The following is a 19,543-nucleotide window of genomic DNA, read 5'->3' as shown; positions in this document are numbered from 1 at the left end:
GCCCCGCCGGGAACCCCGGCGCTGCTCAGGCCTGCCAGCGCGCCAGGTCGTCGTCGGTGATCTGCGACATCTCGGTGGGCTGGGTGATGCGAATATGGTTCCCGAACGGGTCCCGCAACGCGCAGTCGATTCCGTAGGGCTGGTGCACCGGCTCCTGGGTGAACTCCACCCCCTTGTCCCGGAGGGCGGCGTAGGTGGCGTGGCAGTCGTCGGTGTTGAACATCGCCACCGCCCCCATGGCGCCCTTGGTGACCAGATCGCGGATCCGCGCGGCGTCGTCGTCGGAGATCGCCGGTGGCCCGGGCACCTCCAGCAGGATCTGTCGGGCCGGGTCCGAGGGTGGTGCGACGGTGAGCCAGCGCATGAAGCCCATGTCCACGTCGCTGGTGATCTCCAGGCCGAGTTTGCCGACGTAGAAGTCCAGCGCCTCCTCCTGGTCGAGTACGTAGATTCCGTGTATTCCGATGGTGGTGAGCATGGTCCCACGCTAGGAGGTGGGCAGGACCGGGTGCTTATCCGAAACTGCTCGGTCCGCGCTGCCTGCTCGATCCGGTACGCCTGCTTTGTCCGCGCTGCTCGGCCTGGTCCACCCCTTCACGAAGCACACCGGTGCCGTCAGTGGTGTCGCCTGTGCCCGGTAGGCGCTCGGCGAGCGCCCGATGATCGCGGTGAACGTACGGCTGAAGGTGCCCAGGCTCTCGAACCCGACCGCGAAGGAGATGTCGGTGACGCTCAGCTCGGTGTCACGCAGCAGCGCGCAGGCCCGTTCGATGCGGCGTCGTTGCAGGTACCGGTGCGGGGTCTCTGCGAAGGTGGCGCGGAACTGCCGGGAGAAGTGGGCCGGAGACATCATCGCCACCCGGGCCAGGCCGGGCACGTCCAGCGGCTCGGCGAAGTCACGGTCCATCGCGTCCCGGGCGCGCAGCAACCGGCGGTTCTGGTCCTCGTTCGGGTGCATAGCGCTCCTGTGGCCGGACGTCCCCGGTGCCGCGGGCATGTGCCCGCCGAGCACGGGCGTGCCGTCGATGACTCCCGCAGTGGGTCGTGTCAGTACTGAGCGTAGCGGGCGGTGAAGTTGCGCAAGATGGCCGGGGGGTGCTGCACGGAGGTGTGCTCCAGCGCGGCGAACAACGCGGCCTGTTCCTCCGGTGGGTAGTACCCGTGCCGGTCGTAGGTGGCCAGGCGCCCCAGCAGCCCGGGCAGATCAAGTTCGGGGTGGAACTGCGTGGCGTACAGGTTCTGTTTGATCCGGAACATCTGCACCGGGCAGCCGGCGGAGGAGGCGAGCAGCACCGCACCGGGTGGTAGCCGGGAGCACGCCTCCTTGTGGCCCACGTAGGCATCGAAGGTGTCGGGCAGTCCCTCCAGCAGCGGGTCGGCCCGCCCGTCGGGCGTGAGCGTGATCGGCACCGCTCCGACTGCCTCGCCGTAGGTGGTGTCCACCACCGCACCCTGGTGCACGCCCAGGGTGGCGACGCCGTAGCAGGCACCCAGGAACGGGAAGTCCCGGGCCACGACCTCATCGAGCAGAGTCGACAGGTCGGCCTCCACCCGGTGCTGCACCGCCGACTTCACCTCCGGCTGGTCGGAGGAGTTGAACGGGCTACCGCCCACCAGCACGCCGGAGTAGGCGTCCAGTTCGATCCGCGGCAGCGGACCGGCCTCGGCCCGCACCCGGTGCAACTCCTCCGGGCGCAGTTGCCCGTAGTTCAGGAACGCCGCGTACTCGCTGTCCGCTGCGTCGTCCTCGGCCCGGGTGGCGATGAGCAGGAACGGCTTCACAGGTTCGTGAGCCAGGTGGTGCCGATCAGCACGCTCCAGAACAGGGTCACCGCGTAGCCCAGGACCATCCCGCCCAGCGCCATTCCCCGTCCGGTGCGCTGGTAGTTCCGGGTCCGGTACACCCCCAGGTGCCCGAACACGATCGCCAGCAGCGCGGGTACGGCGACCACCACCCCGGCCAGGGCCAGCACGAGGGAGGCCGCGGCGAACCCGCAGGCCGGGGTGCGGGGAGAGTAGTAGCCCGGCCCGGCGAAGACGGTCGCCGGGTCCGGCAGCGGCCGGGTGAACTCGTTGACGAACGCCGACGAGTCCGGCAGCAGCCGGGCGGTGCCGGCTGGGCTCCGGGCGTAGGGTCCCGAGGTGACCTGCACCGGTGCGGCCGGCATCGGGGTGGCGGGAGTGCGCAACGGAGCGAAGCCGGCTGAGCGTGTGGTGCCGGCGCGGGTAGCCGTGCCGGTGTCACTCATCGGCGTCGCCGTCGTCCCCCTCGCCGCCCTCGCCGTCGTCCTCCTCGGCCTCATCGAGCACCACGGGCTCGCAGCCTGGCAGCGGGTCCAGGGGGACCTCGTCCTCCAGGGTCACCGACTCCAGCGGCAGTAACCCGTCGAATTCGCCACCGACGGTGATGGTCAAGGTGTCCTCGGTGCGCCCGTCGAGTTCGATGAGGGCCTCGGGGAAGTGGGCGGCCACGGTGTAGGCGTTGGCCACCGCACTGGGGCCGGAGACGATCCGCACGATTCCGTCGAAGCGGACGGGGGCGTTGCCCTCATCGCCGATGACGACTCCGCGCTCGGCGAGCGAGGCGGCGGTTCCGGCGGCCAGGCCGGCGCGATTGGTGCCGTTGAGTACGTCGGCGGCGATCTCATCCATCGGCACCGGCAGCGCATCGGGAGGAGGGCACGGGGCGGCGGGTGCGGCTTCCTCGGGTTCGGGGGTATGGATCGGGATGTTCACCGGCGCCGGCAGGATGCCCACCCAGATCGCTCCGGCGGCCAGGCCGATCACCAGCAGACCCGCGATCAGCGAACCGAAGATGACGGTTTGGCGCTGCTGCAGGTGCCGGCGGCGGGACTCGCGCGCCTCGTGTGCGCGCTTGGCGTCGATCGAACTCACGGCAGAACCGTATCCGACAACGGGCTGATGACGCTGGCCGGCACGGCCCGTGGTCCGAACTGTGAATGTAAGGGCATCAGAGTTCGAGCACCCGGGCGTGCAGCACATTGCGCTGCTGCAACGCCGCCCGCAACGCCCGGTGCAGCCCGTCCTCGAGGTACAACTGTCCGCGCCAGGCCACCACGTGGGCGAAGAGGTCACCGTAGAACGTGGAGTCCTCCGACAGCAGGCTGCGCAGGTCCAGGGTGGCCTTGGTGGTGATCAACTCATCGAGGCGGACTTGCCGCGGCGGGATCTCGGCCCAGTCCTTGGGGGTGTCGTGACCGTGCTCGGGGTAGGGGCGGTCCTCGCCCACGGCCTTGAAGATCACCCCTCGATGGTACCTGCGGCCCGGAGGTGCTGTGACGGACACCGGCGCCGCTTCGCTCGCCCGGCGGGGCCGGTGTGAGTGTGTCCGGTGCTCCGGTGCTCCGGTGCTCCGGGCGCGGGTTGGGGGAAGGTGCCGCCCGATGCTCGTGCGCCGGTGGCGTGTGCAGATCGGGGGCCGGGCGGGGATCAGAGCCGCGCGGACTCTAGAAATCTCGCGAGGAGAGGGGCCGTCGACCCATGCGCCACGGCAGCGCGAGCCAGAGGCCGACCAGCAGTACCGCCGCCGCGCCGGCCGCGATCCAGGTGGCGGGGGCGCCCAGCACCATCTCGAACACGAACGCGGCCGTACCGGTGACCACCAGACCGAACGTGAGCAGGCCGATCTGGGCCAGTGTGTTCGCGGTCTCGACCAGTTGCGGTTTGCGGCGGCGCCGGAACAGCCGCCGATGCAGGCTCACCGGGGCCACCAGGAGCGCGGTGGTGGTCACAGCCAGGGCCACCAGCACCAGGTACAGGGTCCGCTGGAAGTCGTCGAGTTCGGTGAACCGGGGTTGGAAGGGCAGGGTGAGGAGGAACGCGGTGAGGATCTGGATCCCGGTCTGGGTGACGCGCAGTTCCTGCATGAGTTCATCCCAGTTGCGGTCCGAGCGCTCGGTCTCGGTCTCGGCGCGCTCGGCGCGTGGTGCCTTCCGGCTCGGCGCCTCCTGGTGAGAACTCACCTTCGTCATTGTGCCCGGTAGCGGTGGGCGCGGCAGGTCGAGCCCTGAGGGTGGCGTGCCTGGGTGCCGGCCCGGAGCCGGGCGGGTTCTGGGTGAGTGGACCGGCTCGTGGGAACGCCCACGACGTGCAATCCGTACCGATACGATGCCGGGCGAGCCACGCCGAGGTGGACGACAGGATCAGGGCCGAATAGGAACGCAGAGGTGCGCTGTGGCGATATGGACGTTGTACCGAGACGGTAAGTCAGTAACTCCCGGGGAGGCGGTGGGTCCCAAGCAGCGACTGACGTGGCCCCGCACCATCGGTCTGGGCAGTCAGCACGTCGTGGCCATGTTCGGCGCCACATTCCTGGTGCCGCTGCTCACCGGGTTCCCGCCGGCCACCACGCTGTTCTTCTCCGCGATCGGGACCATCCTCTTCCTGGTCATCACCCGCAACAGGGTGCCCAGCTACCTCGGATCGAGTTTCGCCTTCATCGCCCCGATCGGTGCGGTCACGGCCTCCCAGGGCATGTCCACCGCAGTCGGCGGAATCCTCATCACCGGGGTCCTGCTCGCCCTGGTGGGGCTCGTGGTCCACTTCGCGGGTGCGAGGTGGATCGATATCGTCATGCCACCGGCGGTGACCGGCACCATCGTGGCTCTGATCGGCTTCAACCTCGCCCCGGCGGCCTGGGGCAACGTGCAGGAATCACCGGTGACGGCGATCGTCACCCTGGCCGGGATCGTGCTGATCACGGTGTTGTTCCGGGGGATCCTCGGGCGCCTGGCGATCCTGGTGGGCGTGCTCGCCGGCTACGCGGTCGCGGTGATGCGCGGCGAGGTGGACTTCACCAGCGTCGCCGAGGCCGCCTGGGTGGGCCTGCCCCAGTTCACCGCCCCCACGTTCGACATCGCCGTCGTCGGCCTCTTCGTGCCCGTGGTGCTGGTGCTGGTTGCCGAGAACGTCGGCCACGTGAAATCGGTGGCGACGATGACCGGGGAGAACCTGGACGATGCGATGGGCCGGGCGCTCTTCGCCGACGGTGTGGCCACCACCCTGGCCGGGACCGGTGGCGGTTCGGGCACCACGACCTACGCCGAGAACATCGGCGTGATGGCAGCCACGCGGGTGTACTCCACCGCCGCCTACGCGGTGGCCGGGGTGGCGGCGTTGCTGCTGAGCCTGTCGCCGAAGTTCGGTGAACTGATCGCCACGGTTCCGGCCGGTGTGCTCGGGGGTGCCGCCACCGTGCTGTACGGGATGATCGGTGTGCTCGGTGCGCGGATCTGGGTGCAGAACAAGGTCGACTTCTCCGACCCGGTGAACCTGACCACCGCCGGCATCGCGCTGGTGATCGGCATCGCCAACTACACCTGGGTGGTGGGCGAACTGCGGTTCGAGGGCATCGCGCTGGGGACCGCTGCGGCGCTGGGGGTCTACCACCTGATGCGCAGCGTCTCCCGCTGGCGCGGGACCTCGGCCGAGCCCGCCTCCCCGGCGTCGGTGCCGCACAACCCCACTCCTTCGGACTGACCGCCCGGGGCGCACCTCGCGGCTGGCCGCTGCCCCGCCGCCGGGCGCCTCCTCTCTGCTGGCCGCCGCCCCCGCCCGCCGCCACCCCGAGCGCGGAGCACCTCACATCGCCGGAACCATCCAATTGAGCGCTCCCGGCGCCGTTCGGCACGCCTGGGGCGCCGCAACTCTCCAATTGGATGGTTCTGGCGGTTCATCCGGGTGGGGCGCGGACCCGCCCGGGTGGGCTCGGATCGCAGGGGGCTCGGATCGCAGCGGACCCGCCCGGGTGGGCTCGGATCGCAGGGGGCTCGGATCGCAGCGGACCCGCCCGGGTGGGCTCGGATCGCAGGGGGCTCGGATCGCAGGGGGCCCGGAACGCGGGAGGCCCGGATCCAGGTGTGGTCCGGGCCGTGGGTGATGTGCGGTGACATCACATGGCGGAGGATGGGGGATTCGAACCCCCGAGGGCGTTAACCCAACACGCTTTCCAAGCGTGCGCACTAGGCCACTATGCGAATCCTCCTGGAACTGCCCCATGAGGATACCGGAACTGCGCGCGCGGGCCGAATCCGCATGCTGTGAGATCGCCGACCCTCGTTGCCCGTCGCCGGCTGGGAGGGGCCCGACCCCGAGTCGCTCCTCGACCTCGTCGACCCACCGCCGACTCCCGGTTACACTGGGAGGCGACCCCTCGCGTGGCGTCATCTTGCTGAACTCCCCCAGGGCCGGAAGGCAGCAAGGGCAGGTGAGCTCTGGCGGGTGCGCGGGGGGTCCTTCGCTGCCCGGATACATCCACAGCGAGCTCGCCCGATGTCAGCCCACTCACCTAGAGTGAGGCGCGTGAGCACCGCCCTGTACCGCCGCTACCGGCCCGAGACGTTCACCGACGTGATCGGGCAGGAGCACGTCACCGAGCCGTTGATGGCCGCGCTGGCCGCGGACCGGGTCACCCACGCCTACCTCTTCTCCGGTCCGCGTGGCTGCGGGAAGACGACGTCGGCGCGGATCCTGGCACGTTGCCTCAACTGCGCCCAGGGCCCCACCGCCCAGCCCTGCGGGCAGTGCGACAGTTGCGTGGAACTGGCCCGGGGCGGGTCGGGAAGCCTGGACGTGGTGGAGATCGACGCCGCCAGTCACAACGGCGTGGACGACGCGCGGGAACTGCGCGAGCGGGCCGCGTTCGCCCCCGCCCGGGACCGGTACAAGATCTTCATCCTCGATGAGGCGCACATGGTCACCACGCAGGGATTCAACGCCCTGCTCAAACTCGTCGAGGAACCCCCGCCGCACATCAAGTTCGTGTTCGCCACCACCGAACCGGACAAGGTGATCGGCACCATCCGTTCCCGCACCCACCACTACCCGTTCCGTCTGGTGGCCCCGGAGAAACTCACCGACTACCTGCAGTCCCTGGCCCAAGCCGAAGGGATCAGCGTGGCCGGCGGCGTGCTCCCGCTTGTGGTGCGGGCCGGCGGTGGGTCGGTGCGCGACTCCCTGTCGGTGCTGGACCAGCTCATCGCCGGGGCCAAGGATGCCGAACTCACCTATGAGCGGGCGGTGGCGCTGCTCGGGTTCACCCACGCCGCCCTCCTGGACGATGCCGTGGAGGCCCTGGCCGCGCGTGACGGGCTGAGCGTGTTCCGGGTGGTGGACCGGGTGATCGAGTCCGGGCACGCCCCTCGACGGTTCGTGGAGGACCTGCTCGAGCGGCTGCGGGACCTGATCGTGGTCCGCGCCGCCGGCGAGGAGGCGGCCTCGGTGCTGCGCAGCGTCCCTGCCGACCAACTCGAGCGCATGCGCTCCCAGGCCCAGCACATGGGCGCCGGAGCCCTGTCCCGCGCCGCGGACCTGGTCAACGATGGCCTGACCGAGATGACCGGCGCCACGTCCCCGCGCCTGCAGCTGGAGTTGCTGTGCGCACGCCTGCTGCTTCCCGCTGCCGATGACGGCGTGGACGGCTTCGCCGCACGATTGGACCGGTTGGAAGCAGCGATCGCAGGTGCGCCCGCGCCGAGCAGCCCGACAACTGCCCGCCCGACGACGGAGCCGGCCCCCCAGCCGCAGGCCCGGAAAGTGCCCGCGAGCGGAGGAACGACCGAGCGGCCCGCTGCGGCTCCGGTACGAGCCCAGGAGGCGGCCCGGGCGGCCCAGCCCGAACCGGCCGGCCGGCCGGCCGAGCCCGCACCCGAACCGGACTCCGGACCGGCGCCGGACGTGGGACCTCACCGGCCGGGAACGAGTCGGGAGGCACCGGCGGCGCCAGAGGAACCGGCAGCACCCGCAGCCGCGCAGACCCCGCCAGACGAGAAAACCCAGGCAGGCGAGCAGGCCGGAGGCGCGATGACGACGGATCAGGTTCGTCGTCGTTGGCCCGAGGTGCTGGACACCCTGGCCCGGCTCAAGCGGACCTCGTGGGCGCTGGTCTCCCAGGATGCCCAGGTGATGGATCTATCCCCGACCACGTTGTCGCTGGGCTTTTCCACCTCGGGCCTGGCCACCGCGTTCCGGTCCGGCCCGCACGGCGACATGGTGGCGCAGGCGCTACGGGAGACCCTGGGGGTGGAGGTTCGGATCGAGCCGGTCCTGAACGACGGTTCCGCGGGCGGTGGTGGCGCCGCTGCGCACCGGCCGGCGCCGACGCAATCCGGTCCCGGGACCCCGGCCGCCGATCCCACCGCGTCCGCCCCGAGTGCCCCGCGCGAGCAGACCTCCCGGCCGGCATCGGGTCGTCAGTCGGCAGCCGGGCCAGCGGCCCAGACCGCGGGACCGGGGCAGACCGCGGGACCGGGGCAGACCGCGGGACCGGGGCAGACCGCGGGACCGGGGCAGACCGCGGGACCGGGGCAGGCCCCGCAGCCGGAGCGACCCGCGCAGCCGGAACAGGCGGCGCGAGCCGAGCAGCCCGCGCCTCGCAGTCTCGGTGCGGTCAGTGGCGGTGCGGAGCCTGCGGGCCCGGAAGCCGGTGACGGCCACTCATCGGACCGGCCGCACGGTGCCGGCCGGACCGGACCGAGTGCCACGGGCGCGGCCCGGTCGGCGGGCACGACCTCCGCTGAGGTCAAGGGTCCGCGCGAGGCTCCGGCGAGCGATGCCACGCCGGGAATCGACGGCGATGGCTGGGCCGATGTCCCGGTACGGAGGCCACCGCAGAACTGGTCCGCAGCGGCGAGCGACCCCACCGGCTCCGGCAGCGAATCCGGCACTACGGGTGCGCCGGACCATGACGTGCCGCCCCGCGCGGGCGCGATCCCGGATGAGACGGCCGGTCCGGTCGCGCCGGCCTCACCTGGTTCCGATGCCACACCCGACCACTCGCACCCCTCCTCGGCCCCGGACGCACCGGACCACGGCACCTCCGGCTACCGGGCGATCGCCACCCAGGCGCAGGAAGCCGCCCTGGTAGCCGAGCCACCGCGCAACCCAGATGCGCCCGCACCCGTGCAGCGCCTCGGGGACGAAGCCGATGAGCACTCCGATGACGATCCGGCCCTGGAGACCACCGAGGTGGTGGGCGCGCCGTTGGTGGCGCGTCTGTTGGGCGGAACCGTGATCGATGAGGAGATCGACGATCCCGGGCAGGTGCGGTGATGGTGGCCTATGACGGCGCCGTCCAGGACCTGATCGATGAACTGGGCCGACTGCCCGGGGTGGGGCCCAAGAGCGCCCAGCGGATCGCCTTCTACGTTCTCGGCGCCGATCCCGAGGACGTCCAGCGCCTGGCCACCGCCCTGACCGAGGTCAAGGCGCGGGTCCGGTTCTGTGAGGTGTGCGGCAACGTGGCCGAGGAGGAGCAGTGCCGCATCTGCCGTGACCCACGTCGCGACGGCGCGCTGCTGTGTGTGGTCGAGGAGGCCAAGGACGTCGTGGCGATCGAACGGACCCGGGAGTTCCGCGGGCGCTACCACGTGCTCGGTGGGGCCATCAACCCGATCGACGGGGTGGGTCCGGACGATCTGCGCATCCGCGAACTGCTGACCCGGCTGGGCGATGATGAGATCACCGAGATCATCATCGCCACCGACCCCAACGTGGAGGGGGAGGCCACCGCGACCTACCTGGTGCGGATGCTGCGACCGATGGGCCTGACCATCTCCCGGCTCGCCTCCGGCCTGCCGGTGGGCGGGGACCTGGAGTACGCCGACGAGGTCACCCTGGGCCGGGCGTTCGAGGGCCGCCGGGCCGTCGACGCATGAGCCGCCGCCCCAAGGTGGTCCTGATCACCGGGGTCCAGGCCGCCGGCAAGTCCACCCTCGCGCCGGTGCTGGCCGACCACCTCGGCCCGCCGTCGATGGCGCTGGATGGTGATGTCTTCTACTCCGCGGTTCGAGCCGGGCACGCCCGGATGGGCCCCGACCCCGACCCGGAGGCCGTGCGCCAACTACGGCTGCGGTACGAGGCTTCGGCCCTGGTCGCCAACCACTATGCCGCGTCCGGATTCCACGTCGTCATCGCCGACGTGGTCCTCGGGGAGGATGTGACCGCCTGGATGGAGCGGATCGCCTCCGCTGAACGACACCTGGTGGTGCTGAACCCCGGCCCGGAGGTTGTGCTGGCGCGCGAGCGGGGGAGGGGCGGGGACTCCTACCGGGACTGGGACCACGGCAGCGGGTCGCCAGCAGAGGGGGTGCGCACGCTGCAGGAGTTCCTGGAGCAGGGCCCGCGGCGCGGGCTGTGGCTGGACACCAGCGCCCTCGACCCCTCGCAGAGCGTTGAGGCGATCCTCGCCGACGGGATGGCCGGTTCGCGGTACTGAACGTGCCGGCCCCGCGGGAAGCCGGGCCGATCGGCGTGCCGCAGCCGGGAAGATAGCCGCAACCCACGTCGATTGCCTACGGTGGGGGCACACCAACGAGACCGGAGGTGGGTAACCGATGGAAGCGAGCCTCGATGCGGACCTGCGCGTGCTGGGTACGGCGACCGCAGCGGTCGCCGAGCAGTTCCTCAGCACCACCAAGGAGGTGGCCTCCGGGTCCAGCCCGGACGTGGCGATCCCGCTGCTGCTGCTCGCGGTCTCGGATCTGGTCACCGCCGGCGCGCGGCTGGGCGCCATCACCGACGTCGTCCCGGCCCACCGGTTCGAGCCCGACGACGGCCCCGAGGTCGACAGTGAGCCGCTGCGGGTCTCCCTGGCGAACGTGCTCGACGGGTTGGATGCCTACTCCGAGGTGATCGACCCGCTCATCAGCGCCGACACCGGTACCGCCCGGCTCAGCGACGACCTGGCCGACATCGCCACCGCGCTGTCCACCGGGCTGCAGCACCACCGTGCCGGACACCCCGACGAGGCGCTGTGGTGGTGGCAGTTCTCCTACCTCTCGGTCTGGGGTGAACGAGCCACCAGCGCCACCCGGGTCCTGATCAGCCTGATCGCGCACCTGCGCCTGGACGTTGACGACGAGGTTGCCGCCGACGCCGAGTTCCGCGCCCTGCACGCCACGCCCGGCGAGGTGCCCGCGGACGGCCGGCCGTCCCGGGGCACCCCCGCATCGGGTGACTGACCCGGCGCCTGCCCGCCCACGCTGCGACCCGCGCCGGCACCGAACCCGTCGCGCGAAGCCCGCGTGCGCCGTCGTCGGCCACGCCATGGGACCGTGCGGTCAGGCGACTCGCGCTCCCCGGGACAGGGTCCGGTAGGGCACCGCGAGCCGGCGGATGGCGAGGGTCAGGCCACCGGCCCCCAGCAGCAGGTGCAGACCCAGCCCCCAGGGCCAGTGGGGCGTCTGGGACAGCGCCGGTGGTTCGGGTGCGTCCGGACCGTAGTTGCCGCTCCAGCACTGATCCACCTGCGCGCTCGGCCCCTCGCGGGCCAGTTGCACCGCGCCCCGGATCGCACCCAGGGGCCCCTCGGAGGAGTGCCTGTCGGCGGGGTCGATCGACGGCGCGGCTGAGTCAGCGAGGATCACGAACGGGTTCACCGCCAGCAGCCACCAGGTGCGGTCGGTGTCGGAGACTGATTGCAGGTGGGTCTCCCAGCGGCACCGGGCATCCTCGGCCTGGGCGAAGGGCACGGTGTACACCTGCACCTCCCGCTCCTGGGTGATCAACGGGAACGTCAGCCCGAACAGCACCAGACAGAGGATGCTCAGGGTGCCCACCGTCAGATAGGACAACACCGTGGACCCGGCCGGACGGTTCGTCAGTGCGGAGAACCCCAGACTGACCGCGCACACCACCACCAGCAGCAACGCCAGCACCACCAGGGCCAGGGCCAGGCGTCCGATACCGGTGCGGGACAGGACCCAGGACCAGATCAGGAACGGCATCGAGACCGCCAGGAAGGACAGCGCGGCGAACCACCCGGCCAGTAGCTTCCCCAGCGCCAGATCGACCGGGCTCAGTTTGGTGATCTGCATGATCGCCAACGTGCCGGCCTGACGGTCCCCGTTGATGGCGGTGGAGGACAAGGTCGGCGTGACCAGCAGCCCCAGGCCGAGCACGAACATCAGGATCAACTCGTAGACGAAACGGCTCCCGGGCGCCCCGCCCACGGTGGTCAGGGCCTGGTGCAACAGGATGGAGACCACCCCCACCAGGACGAAGAAGGCCACCAGGGCCACCTTCCACCGGGTCGAGCGCACTCGCTGGCGCAACTCCAGCACCAGGACGGTGCGGACACCCTGCCAGCTCACCGCGCGCGCCCGCTGCTCGGCAGGTTCGACCGGGGCGGGACCGAACGGGTGCTCCGGGCCACCCGGGTCGGCGCCGCCCGGGTGCTGGGAGGTGGGGATCCCGGTGGTCATCGCCGGTCCGCGTCCAACGTGAGGTAGGCCTGCTCCAGCAACCCGCCCACCGGCGTCAGCGTGCTGATCGGCACTCCTGCGCCCACCGCGTCGGCGAGCAACCGTGCCGCAGCCCGTTCATCGGGCAGTTCCACCAGGACGGTGGCGGCCCCTGCAGGTGCGTCGGTGTCCGGGATCAGCCTGACCTGGGCACGGTCGGCCCAGACGGTGAGTGCGGTCGCATCCAGACTGTGCAGCCGCCAGCGCCGTCGTGCGTTGGTAGCGGCGAGCAACCCGGCCGAGGAGACCGTGGCACCGCGCGCCAGGAACACCGCGTCGTCGACCATCTCGTCCAGTTCGGCCAACACGTGGGAGGAGATCAGCACGGTGGTGCCCGCCTGCGCCAGGGAGCGCAGCAGCGTCCGCATGTCGATCCGTGAGCGCGGGTCCAGACCCGAGGCCGGTTCGTCCAGCAACAGCACCTGCGGCCGGTTCACCAGCGCCCGGGCCATCCCCAGGCGCTGTTTCTGCCCCCTGGAGAGCACCTGGGCAGGCGCATCGGCGAACTCACTCAGGTGCACGGTCGCCAGCAACTCGGCGGCACGACGGCGGCTCAGGGCAGGGTTGAGCCGGTAGGCAGCACCCATCGTGGTGAGGATCTCGGTGGCGCTCAGGGATTCCCAGGTGCCGAAGGCATCGGGCATCCACCCGATCCGTGACCGGGCCTGCGCCGAGCGCGTCGGGTCCGCGCCGGCCACCAGCACCTCACCGGTGTCCGGGGCGAGCAGCCCGGCGAGCATGAGCAGCAACGTGGTCTTGCCCGACCCGTTCGGGCCGATCAGCGCGGTGACGCTGCCCCGCCGCACATCCAGGTCCACGCCGTCCACGGCTCGCACGTCACCGAAGGCCCGGGACAGGCCCCGGGCCCAGATCGCCGGTGGGGTCGCCGACGGCGTGACGGGCGGCACGGCATCGGCGGTTGTTGCCATGAGCACAATCTAGGCCCGTGCGGCCCCGCTTCGCAGTAGCCGGTGGCGCCGGATGAGTGAAGGTTTCGTGCGCAGGAACGACAGTGGCACAACCCCCGCCTCGCGGGGATCGTGCCACTGGATGTGCAGAGCGCTCAGGCCGGCTGCAGCGGGTCTTCCTTGATCAGCGGGTAGACGCCGTTCTCGTCGTGCACTTCCCGGCCGGTCACCGGCGGATTGAACACGCACACGGTGCGCATCTGGGTGCGCGGGCGCAGGACGTGCTTGTCGTGCTGGTCGAGCAGGTACATCGACCCGGGCCGCAGTTCATGCACCTCGCCGGTGGCGACGTCGGTGATGGCGCCCTCGCCCTCGGTGATGAAGACCGCCTCGATGTGGTTGGCGTACCAGAACTCGTTCACCGTTCCGGGCTTCAGGACGGTCTCGTGGAGGGAGAACCCGACGTGGTCCTTGGCCAGCACGATCCGGCGCGAGCGCCAGTTCTCGGTCGTGATGTCGGCGTCGGTGTCGGAGATGTCATCCAGGTGGCGGACGATCATGATGTGGCGAGCTCCTCAATCTTGTCGGCCGGGTTGGCGGCGAGGACGTCGTCGATGGACTCCTCGAGGATGGTCATGCCGCGCTCGAACTCATCCTTGGTCATGGTCAGCGGCGGCAGCAACTTCAGCACCTCACCCTCCGGGCCGGAGGTCTCGGCGAGCAGGCCACGCTCGAATGCTGTCGTGGTGACCTGGTCGGCGAGCTCACCGTTGGCGAACTGCAGTCCCCGGGCCATGCCGCGGCCCTTGGCCACCAACTGGTGCTCCTCGTACTGAGCCACGATGCGGTTGAACCGGGACTCGACCTGCAGGCCGCGGGCGACGGTCTGCTGCTTCAACGACTCATCCCGCCAGAAGTGACGAATGGACTCAGCAGCGGTAGCGAAGGCCGGGCCGATGCCACGGAAGGTGCCGTTGTGCTCACCCGGTGACCAGATGTCCAGGTCCGGACGGATCAGGGTGACGGCCATCGGCAGGCCGTACCCGGAGAGGGACTTGGACAGTGTGACGATGTCCGGGACGATGCCGGCCTCTTCGAAGCTGAAGAACGAGCCGGTGCGTCCCACCCCCATCTGGATGTCATCGACGATGAGCAGCACGCCGTGCTTCTTGCACAACTCGGACAAGTTGCGCAGCCACTCGGCGCGGGCCGTGTTGAGCCCACCCTCACCCTGGACGGTCTCCACGATCACCGCGGCGGGCTCGTTCAGGCCCCCGCCACCATCGCCGAGCAACTTCTCGAGGTAGATGAAGTCCGGGACGTCCCCGTTGAAGTAGTCGTCGTAGGGCATCGGGGTGGCATGTACCAGGGGCAGGCCCGCTCCGCCACGCTTCATCGCGTTTCCGGTCACCGACAGTGCCCCGAGCGTCATGCCGTGGAAGGCGTTGGTGAAGTTCACCACCGACTCCCGGCCGGTGACCTTGCGCGCCAACTTCAGTGCGGCCTCGACGGCGTTGGCACCGCCCGGTCCGGGGAACACCATCTTGTAGTCGAGATCGCGGGGCTTGAGGATCTCGTTGTGGAAGGTGGCCAGGAAGTCGTCCCGTGCCGGGGTGAACATGTCCAGGGAGTGCACCACCCGGTCGCTGGTGAAGTAGTCCAGCAGCGTTTCCTTCAGGTGCGGGTGGTTGTGGCCGTAGTTCAGGGCCCCGGCGCCGGCGAAGAAGTCAAGATAGGCCCGGCCGTCGACGTCGTGGATCGTCGCGCCGGAGGCGCGATCGAACGAGGTGGGCCAGGACCGGGAGTAACTGCGAACCTGGGATTCCAGTTCGACAGTGCTCATAGGACGGGTCTCCGTTTCATTGGCGTTCGTGCGCATCGGGCCGATGCGCACCAACCCCTCGGCCTCGTGGCCGTCGGGGAAGTCTTCGGTGGTGAACATCTCGCGGCGGTTCAGTTCGGTGCCGCGGGAGCGGGCGAACCTGGTGAACAACCGCTGTGAGGCGGTGTTGTCCGCCGTGATGGTCGCCTCGACGTAGGTGGCCTCGGTCGCCACGTCGTCAAGCAGACGCAGACCCAGTTGGCGACCGCGGTGCTCGGCGGCGACGGCGATCTGCCATACGAACAGGGTCCCGGGCTCGGACTGACGGCGGTAGCCGAGTACGAAGCCGGCAGGTTCACCGTCAACCTCGACGATGCGACAGGTCTGCGCGAAGTCCCTGGCGAACAACAGGTAGGCGTAGGAGGTGTTCAGATCGAGGGATCCGGAATCGCGCGCCAGGCGCCACATGGTGGCGCCGTCCTCAACGGCTGGGTTTCGAAAAGTAATCTGGGCAGTAGTGGGCGAGGTCGTTGTGGAAGTAGTCATACCGCCATTCACCGTAGCGAGGTTGCGCCCGGATCTAAACCGGTGCCCGGGGCTGATCCGGGCCCAGGTGGGGCGGATCGCCGCCGAGCGGATTCGGGGTAATCGTTGATAGCGCAACCGAAGCTCGGGGTGGATCAATGGCGGGTCAATCAATCGAAATCTCGTCCGGATGGTGAGACGAATCACGTCGGCCCCGGGGCCCGGCGGTGAGATCGTTAGACACGTCACAAGGTCTCCGACCCGGGACCTCGGTGGTGCGGCGCAGCTGAACCTGCGCCGGAAGGGTTGAGAATCCGCGGCTTCGTCGCGCTTCCCGCCCGGATGCCGGTGTGTGCCGGCGGAACCGGCGAGTGTGCGGCGGGAGTATTATCAAGTGGTAGCTCCGGACTGAAAGTGTGATTGGGTATCTGGTGCGCTTGTGATGCGAGCATGGTCGGGCACGTCGGTCGAGGGCGGGTTGTCCCGGCCGGGGGCCCGGACGGGTACGTGGCGCGTGCGTCCATCCCCGCCGGCCGGTTCCGAGCAGCACACGCTCGCGATGCCCTTCAGTTGATACGCACCCGGTACGCATCACCCGTAGCGCTGTTCACCAAACATTGATCCCCAGCGGAGTTCCTGTGACCCTCATCGTCCAGAAGTTCGGCGGATCGTCGGTGTCCGACGCCGCCAGTATCGCCCGTGTCGCCAAACGGGTCGTCGACACCAAACGTGCTGGTCACGAGGTCGTCGTCGTCGTCTCCGCGATGGGTGACACGACCGATGAACTGCTGGACCTGGCCAGGCAGATCAGTCCCAACCCCCCGGCCCGGGAGATGGACATCCTGCTGACCGCCGGGGAACGCATCTCGATGGCGCTGCTGGCGATGGCGATCTCCGAACTGGGCGTCAATGCCCAGGCCTTCACCGGACAACAGGCCGGGGTCATCACCGACACCGCGCACGGCAACGCCCGGATCGCCGAGGTCACCCCGAAACGGATCCAGGCCAGCGTCGACGGCGGCTCGGTCGCGATCGTGGCCGGGTTCCAGGGCGTCACCCAGACCACCAACGACGTCACCACGCTGGGCCGGGGCGGTTCGGACACCACCGCGGTGGCACTGGCAGCCGCGCTGCAGGCCGAGGTGTGCGAGATCTACACCGACGTCGACGGCATGTTCACTGCCGATCCCCGGATCGTGCCCACGGCCCGGCGGATCGAACGCATCTCCACCGAGGAAACACTGGAGATGGCAGCCCACGGCGCCAAGATCCTGCACCTGCGAGCCGTCGAGTACGCTCGCCGCTACGGCGTCACCCTGCACGTCCGCAGTTCGTTCTCGGAGAACTCCGGCACCCTGGTCACCGATGAAGAACCCGAAGAAGGAAGCATGGAAGACCCCCTGATCTCCGGCGTCGCACACGACAGGTCCCAGGCGAAGGTGACCGTCATCGACGTACCCGACATCCCCGGTTCGGCCGCCCGAGTGTTCGAGGTGGTCGCCGCGGCCGGCATCAACCTGGACATGATCGTGCAGAACGTCCCCACCACCAAGGGCAGCGGCGTCACCGACATCTCCTTCACCCTCACCACCGAGCACGCCGAATCCGCCGCGAACGCGTTGCGCGCCTGCCGGGACGAGATCGGCTACCACGACGTGGTCTTCGACAACGGCGTGGGCAAACTCTCACTCGTCGGCGCCGGGATGCGATCCCACCCCGGGGTGGCCGCGAAGTTGTTCGGTGCCATCCGCGATGCCGGCATCAACATCGAGATGATCTCCACCTCGGAGATCCGGATCTCGGTGGTGACCCGGCGGCGGGACCTGGACAAGGCGGTCCGCGCTGTGCACGAGGCGTTCGACCTGGACGCCGATGAGGTCGAGGCCGTGGTCTACGGAGGGACGGGACGCTGATGGGTGTCAACCTGGCGATCGTGGGAGCCACCGGGCAGGTCGGTGAAGTCATGCGCACCCTGCTGGCGGAGCGCAACTTCCCGGCTGATCGGGTCCGCTTCCTGGCCTCTCCGCGTTCGGCCGGCACCACCCTGCCGTGGGGCGATGAGCAGATCGTGGTGGAGGACAGCACCACAGCCGACGTCGAGGGCGTGGACATCGCGCTGTTCTCGGCCGGTTCGGGTACCTCCAGGACCCTGGCTCCCCGGTTCGCCGAGGCCGGCGCGGTCGTGGTGGACAACTCCTCGGCCTTCCGGTCCGACCCCGACGTCCCCCTGGTGGTCTCCGAGGTCAACCCCGAGGCCCTGCGCCACATCCCCAAGGGCATCGTGGCCAACCCCAACTGCACCACCATGGCCGCGATGCCGGTGCTCAAGGTGCTGCACTCCGAGGCGGGGCTGCAACGCCTGATCGTCTCGACCTACCAGGCGGTCTCCGGATCCGGGCTCGCGGGCGTGGACGAACTGCAGACCCAGGCGCGGGCCGCGGCGGAGCAGGATCTGGCCGCCCTCACCCATGACGGGCACGCGTTGAACCTGCCGGAGCCGGCCACCTACACCGCGCCGATCGCGTTCAACGTGCTGCCCCTGGCCGGTTCCCTGGTCGATGACGGCTCCGGTGAGACCGATGAGGACCAGAAACTGCGCAACGAGTCCCGCAAGATCCTGGGCCTTCCGGATCTGCTGGTGTCCGGAACCTGCGTGCGGGTGCCGGTATTCACCGGGCACTCGTTGTCCATCAACGCCGAGTTCGAGCGCCCGATCAGCCCCGAGCGTGCCCGTCAGGTGCTCTCCGGAGCCCCGGGCGTCCGGTTGCAGGAGGTGCCCACCCCGCTGGATGCGGCTGGGGGCGATGACAGCCTCGTCGGGCGGATCCGCACCGACCCGGGCGTTCCGGACGGGCGCGGGCTCGCGCTCTTCGTGTCCGGTGACAACCTGCGCAAGGGTGCGGCCCTGAACACCATCCAGATCGCGGAGTTGCTCGCGTAGCGACGAGCGGCGCTGAGCTGCTGCCGCGCACTTGTGGGTCGCTAGGCTCACGGGGTGGTACAGATCAGGCGCGCAGCGGTGGTGTATCACCCGGTCAAGGTCCCGCTCGACCGGGTCCGGCACGCCGTGAGCGCGCAGGAGCACGAACATGGATGGGATCCCTCCCACTGGTTCGAGACGAGCGGGACCGACACCGGACGGCATGCAGCCGAGCAGGCGCTTGCGGACAACCCGGATGTGCTGATCGTGGCAGGTGGCGACGGCACCGTGCGCACGGTGGCCGAGGTTGTCGGTGACGGCGGGACACCAGTAGCGTTGCTGCCGTTTGGGACCGCGAATCTGCTCGCCCGCAACCTCGGCCTGCCCCTGAACGACGTCAAGAGGTCCGTGGCCATCGCGTTCGCGTGCCGGACGCGGGAAGTCGATGTCGCCGTCGCCGAACTCCAGGACCAGTCGGAGGCTCGTCGCACGCACAGGTTCCTGGTGATGGCGGGCATCGGACTCGACGCGCAGATGGCGCAGCAGACCACCGTCCTGGCCAAGCAGCGGCTCGGGTGGCTCGCCTATGTGCGACCGATTGCGCGGTCGGTGATCGCCCACCGGCTGTTCCGGTTGGAGTATCGCATTGATGATGGCCCCTCCCGCTCGGCCCGCGCGCATACTGTGATCGTGGGCAATTGCGGCACGCTGACGGGCAATATGCTCCTGATTCCGGCCGCCAAGGTCGACGACGGGCTCCTCGATGTGGTGATGTTGCGACCGAAGGGTCGGTTCGGCTGGGCCAGGATCGGTGCTCGCCTGACCATCCAGGGGGTCGCGCACCGCTCCCGGTTCGGCCGCAGCATGCTGCTGCGTGCCCCGGATCTGCGGGCGCTGGCCTATGCCCAGGGTCAGGGGTTCACCGGGTCCTTCGAGGTCCCGCACGTCATCGAGTTAGACGGGGACAGTTTCGGGCTGGTCACGAGGGTGCGGATCAGCGTGCGACCCGGGGCACTGCGCATCTGTACCGGTCGTTGACGTCCACCACTGGTGCGAGGGCAGCACGCCTAGGCGAGGCGCCAATGCTTGATAGTGTCGCCGCGACTGC

The 19,543-nt window shown here is 69.8% G+C and carries 19 protein-coding genes, 1 tRNA gene, 1 other RNA gene and 1 pseudogene; 9 read left to right on the top strand and 13 right to left on the bottom strand.

Features of this window, described 5'->3' with window-relative positions; genetic code table 11:
- Positions 1-25: 25 nt before the first annotated feature.
- The 7 genes from ACO0LV_RS05105 to ACO0LV_RS05075 all read right to left on the bottom strand — a co-directional run bounded on the left by ACO0LV_RS05105 (position 26) and on the right by ACO0LV_RS05075 (position 3,983).
- Positions 26-478, bottom strand: coding sequence for a VOC family protein (locus ACO0LV_RS05105; protein WP_424786790.1), 453 nt, complete (start codon positions 476-478; stop codon positions 26-28).
- 9 nt (positions 479-487) lie between these two features.
- A complete protein-coding gene (locus ACO0LV_RS05100) occupies positions 488-958 on the bottom strand; it encodes a helix-turn-helix domain-containing protein (protein ID WP_424786789.1) in 471 nt (156 codons plus the stop codon).
- A gap of 89 nt (positions 959-1,047) precedes the next feature.
- Entirely contained in the window at positions 1,048-1,782 is a 735-nt protein-coding gene (locus ACO0LV_RS05095) for a glutamine amidotransferase (RefSeq protein WP_424786788.1), read from the bottom strand.
- The gene (locus tag ACO0LV_RS05090; RefSeq protein WP_424786787.1) at positions 1,779-2,249 is read right to left on the bottom strand and encodes a DUF4190 domain-containing protein; all 471 of its coding nucleotides are present in this window, start codon (positions 2,247-2,249) and stop codon (positions 1,779-1,781) included. Before ACO0LV_RS05090 ends, ACO0LV_RS05095 begins: the two co-directional genes overlap by 4 nt.
- A complete protein-coding gene (locus ACO0LV_RS05085; protein WP_424786786.1) occupies positions 2,242-2,895 on the bottom strand; it encodes a LytR C-terminal domain-containing protein in 654 nt (217 codons plus the stop codon). The genes ACO0LV_RS05090 and ACO0LV_RS05085 overlap by 8 nt, the downstream gene beginning before the upstream one ends.
- Before the next feature lie 76 nt (positions 2,896-2,971).
- Positions 2,972-3,265 (bottom strand): type II toxin-antitoxin system VapB family antitoxin, encoded by a 294-nt coding sequence (locus ACO0LV_RS05080; RefSeq protein WP_424786785.1) that lies wholly within the window; start codon positions 3,263-3,265, stop codon positions 2,972-2,974.
- A gap of 202 nt (positions 3,266-3,467) precedes the next feature.
- A complete protein-coding gene (locus tag ACO0LV_RS05075; protein ID WP_424786784.1) occupies positions 3,468-3,983 on the bottom strand; it encodes a DUF6328 family protein in 516 nt (171 codons plus the stop codon).
- A 265-nt stretch (positions 3,984-4,248) separates the two neighbouring features.
- Between ACO0LV_RS05075 and ACO0LV_RS05070 the strand changes: the two genes are divergently transcribed.
- Positions 4,249-5,499, top strand: a complete 1,251-nt coding sequence (locus ACO0LV_RS05070) for a uracil-xanthine permease family protein (protein ID WP_424786783.1) — start codon at positions 4,249-4,251, stop codon at positions 5,497-5,499.
- Between the two features lie 417 nt (positions 5,500-5,916).
- Here ACO0LV_RS05070 and ACO0LV_RS05065 read toward each other — a convergent pair.
- Positions 5,917-6,004: transfer RNA gene (locus ACO0LV_RS05065), tRNA-Ser, on the bottom strand.
- A 159-nt stretch (positions 6,005-6,163) separates the two neighbouring features.
- Here ACO0LV_RS05065 and ffs point away from each other — a divergent pair.
- The 5 genes from ffs (at position 6,164) to ACO0LV_RS05040 (ending at position 10,979) form a co-directional block, all read left to right on the top strand.
- Positions 6,164-6,260: signal recognition particle sRNA small type (gene ffs, locus ACO0LV_RS05060), an RNA gene on the top strand.
- Positions 6,261-6,321: 61 nt separating this feature from the next.
- The gene (locus tag ACO0LV_RS05055) at positions 6,322-9,069 is read left to right on the top strand and encodes a DNA polymerase III subunit gamma and tau (RefSeq protein WP_424786782.1); all 2,748 of its coding nucleotides are present in this window, start codon (positions 6,322-6,324) and stop codon (positions 9,067-9,069) included.
- On the top strand, positions 9,069-9,674 hold the full coding sequence (gene recR, locus ACO0LV_RS05050; RefSeq protein ID WP_424786781.1) for a recombination mediator RecR: 606 nt from the start codon (positions 9,069-9,071) through the stop codon (positions 9,672-9,674). Before ACO0LV_RS05055 ends, recR begins: the two co-directional genes overlap by 1 nt.
- Complete coding sequence (locus tag ACO0LV_RS05045; RefSeq protein WP_424786780.1) at positions 9,671-10,234, top strand: phosphotransferase-like protein; 564 nt, start codon at positions 9,671-9,673, stop codon at positions 10,232-10,234. The genes recR and ACO0LV_RS05045 overlap by 4 nt, the downstream gene beginning before the upstream one ends.
- A gap of 118 nt (positions 10,235-10,352) precedes the next feature.
- Entirely contained in the window at positions 10,353-10,979 is a 627-nt protein-coding gene (locus tag ACO0LV_RS05040) for a DUF5063 domain-containing protein (RefSeq protein WP_424786779.1), read from the top strand.
- Positions 10,980-11,078: 99 nt separating this feature from the next.
- Here the strand turns inward: ACO0LV_RS05040 and ACO0LV_RS05035 are convergent, their stop codons facing one another.
- The 5 genes and pseudogenes from ACO0LV_RS05035 to ectA form a co-directional block, all read right to left on the bottom strand.
- Complete coding sequence (locus ACO0LV_RS05035; RefSeq protein ID WP_424786778.1) at positions 11,079-12,221, bottom strand: ABC transporter permease; 1,143 nt, start codon at positions 12,219-12,221, stop codon at positions 11,079-11,081.
- Positions 12,218-13,189, bottom strand: a complete 972-nt coding sequence (locus ACO0LV_RS05030) for an ABC transporter ATP-binding protein (protein WP_424786777.1) — start codon at positions 13,187-13,189, stop codon at positions 12,218-12,220. Before ACO0LV_RS05030 ends, ACO0LV_RS05035 begins: the two co-directional genes overlap by 4 nt.
- Positions 13,190-13,323: 134 nt before the next feature.
- Entirely contained in the window at positions 13,324-13,728 is a 405-nt protein-coding gene (locus ACO0LV_RS05025; protein WP_424786776.1) for an ectoine synthase, read from the bottom strand.
- A complete protein-coding gene (ectB, locus tag ACO0LV_RS05020; RefSeq protein ID WP_424786994.1) occupies positions 13,725-15,011 on the bottom strand; it encodes a diaminobutyrate--2-oxoglutarate transaminase in 1,287 nt (428 codons plus the stop codon). Before ectB ends, ACO0LV_RS05025 begins: the two co-directional genes overlap by 4 nt.
- 45 nt (positions 15,012-15,056) lie before the next feature.
- Positions 15,057-15,536 (bottom strand): annotated as a pseudogene (ectA, locus tag ACO0LV_RS05015) (diaminobutyrate acetyltransferase); the annotation flags it as partial.
- A 617-nt stretch (positions 15,537-16,153) separates the two neighbouring features.
- Between ectA and ACO0LV_RS05010 the strand changes: the two are divergent.
- The 3 genes from ACO0LV_RS05010 to ACO0LV_RS05000 are packed head-to-tail and all read left to right on the top strand — an operon-like array spanning position 16,154 to position 19,473.
- Positions 16,154-17,428, top strand: a complete 1,275-nt coding sequence (locus tag ACO0LV_RS05010) for an aspartate kinase (RefSeq protein WP_424786775.1) — start codon at positions 16,154-16,156, stop codon at positions 17,426-17,428.
- Positions 17,428-18,456 carry an aspartate-semialdehyde dehydrogenase gene (locus ACO0LV_RS05005; RefSeq protein WP_424786774.1) on the top strand — a complete coding sequence of 343 codons (1,029 nt, stop codon included), beginning with the start codon at positions 17,428-17,430 and terminating at the stop codon, positions 18,454-18,456. Before ACO0LV_RS05010 ends, ACO0LV_RS05005 begins: the two co-directional genes overlap by 1 nt.
- A 54-nt stretch (positions 18,457-18,510) precedes the next feature.
- Positions 18,511-19,473, top strand: a complete 963-nt coding sequence (locus ACO0LV_RS05000) for a diacylglycerol/lipid kinase family protein (RefSeq protein WP_424786773.1) — start codon at positions 18,511-18,513, stop codon at positions 19,471-19,473.
- The last annotated feature ends 70 nt before the right edge of the window (positions 19,474-19,543 follow it).

Origin of the sequence: Pseudactinotalea sp. Z1739 (assembly GCF_049725055.1) — a bacterium.
Classification (GTDB): Bacteria; Actinomycetota; Actinomycetes; order Actinomycetales; family Beutenbergiaceae; genus CALKWS01.
This window is presented reverse-complemented; position numbering and strand designations above follow the sequence as displayed.

What these genes read in the sequence shown, in the direction of transcription:
- ACO0LV_RS05105 (WP_424786790.1), bottom strand. Translation starts at nt 478, where the DNA reads ATGCTCACCACCATCGGAATACACGGAATCTACGTACTCGACCAGGAG.
- ACO0LV_RS05100 (WP_424786789.1), bottom strand. Translation starts at nt 958, where the DNA reads ATGCACCCGAACGAGGACCAGAACCGCCGGTTGCTGCGCGCCCGGGAC.
- ACO0LV_RS05090 (WP_424786787.1), bottom strand. Translation starts at nt 2,249, where the DNA reads ATGAGTGACACCGGCACGGCTACCCGCGCCGGCACCACACGCTCAGCC.
- recR (WP_424786781.1), top strand. Translation starts at nt 9,069, where the DNA reads ATGGTGGCCTATGACGGCGCCGTCCAGGACCTGATCGATGAACTGGGC.
- ACO0LV_RS05045 (WP_424786780.1), top strand. Translation starts at nt 9,671, where the DNA reads ATGAGCCGCCGCCCCAAGGTGGTCCTGATCACCGGGGTCCAGGCCGCC.
- ACO0LV_RS05040 (WP_424786779.1), top strand. Translation starts at nt 10,353, where the DNA reads ATGGAAGCGAGCCTCGATGCGGACCTGCGCGTGCTGGGTACGGCGACC.
- ACO0LV_RS05035 (WP_424786778.1), bottom strand. Translation starts at nt 12,221, where the DNA reads ATGACCACCGGGATCCCCACCTCCCAGCACCCGGGCGGCGCCGACCCG.
- ACO0LV_RS05030 (WP_424786777.1), bottom strand. Translation starts at nt 13,189, where the DNA reads ATGGCAACAACCGCCGATGCCGTGCCGCCCGTCACGCCGTCGGCGACC.
- ACO0LV_RS05025 (WP_424786776.1), bottom strand. Translation starts at nt 13,728, where the DNA reads ATGATCGTCCGCCACCTGGATGACATCTCCGACACCGACGCCGACATC.
- ectB (WP_424786994.1), bottom strand. Translation starts at nt 15,011, where the DNA reads ATGAGCACTGTCGAACTGGAATCCCAGGTTCGCAGTTACTCCCGGTCC.
- ACO0LV_RS05005 (WP_424786774.1), top strand. Translation starts at nt 17,428, where the DNA reads ATGGGTGTCAACCTGGCGATCGTGGGAGCCACCGGGCAGGTCGGTGAA.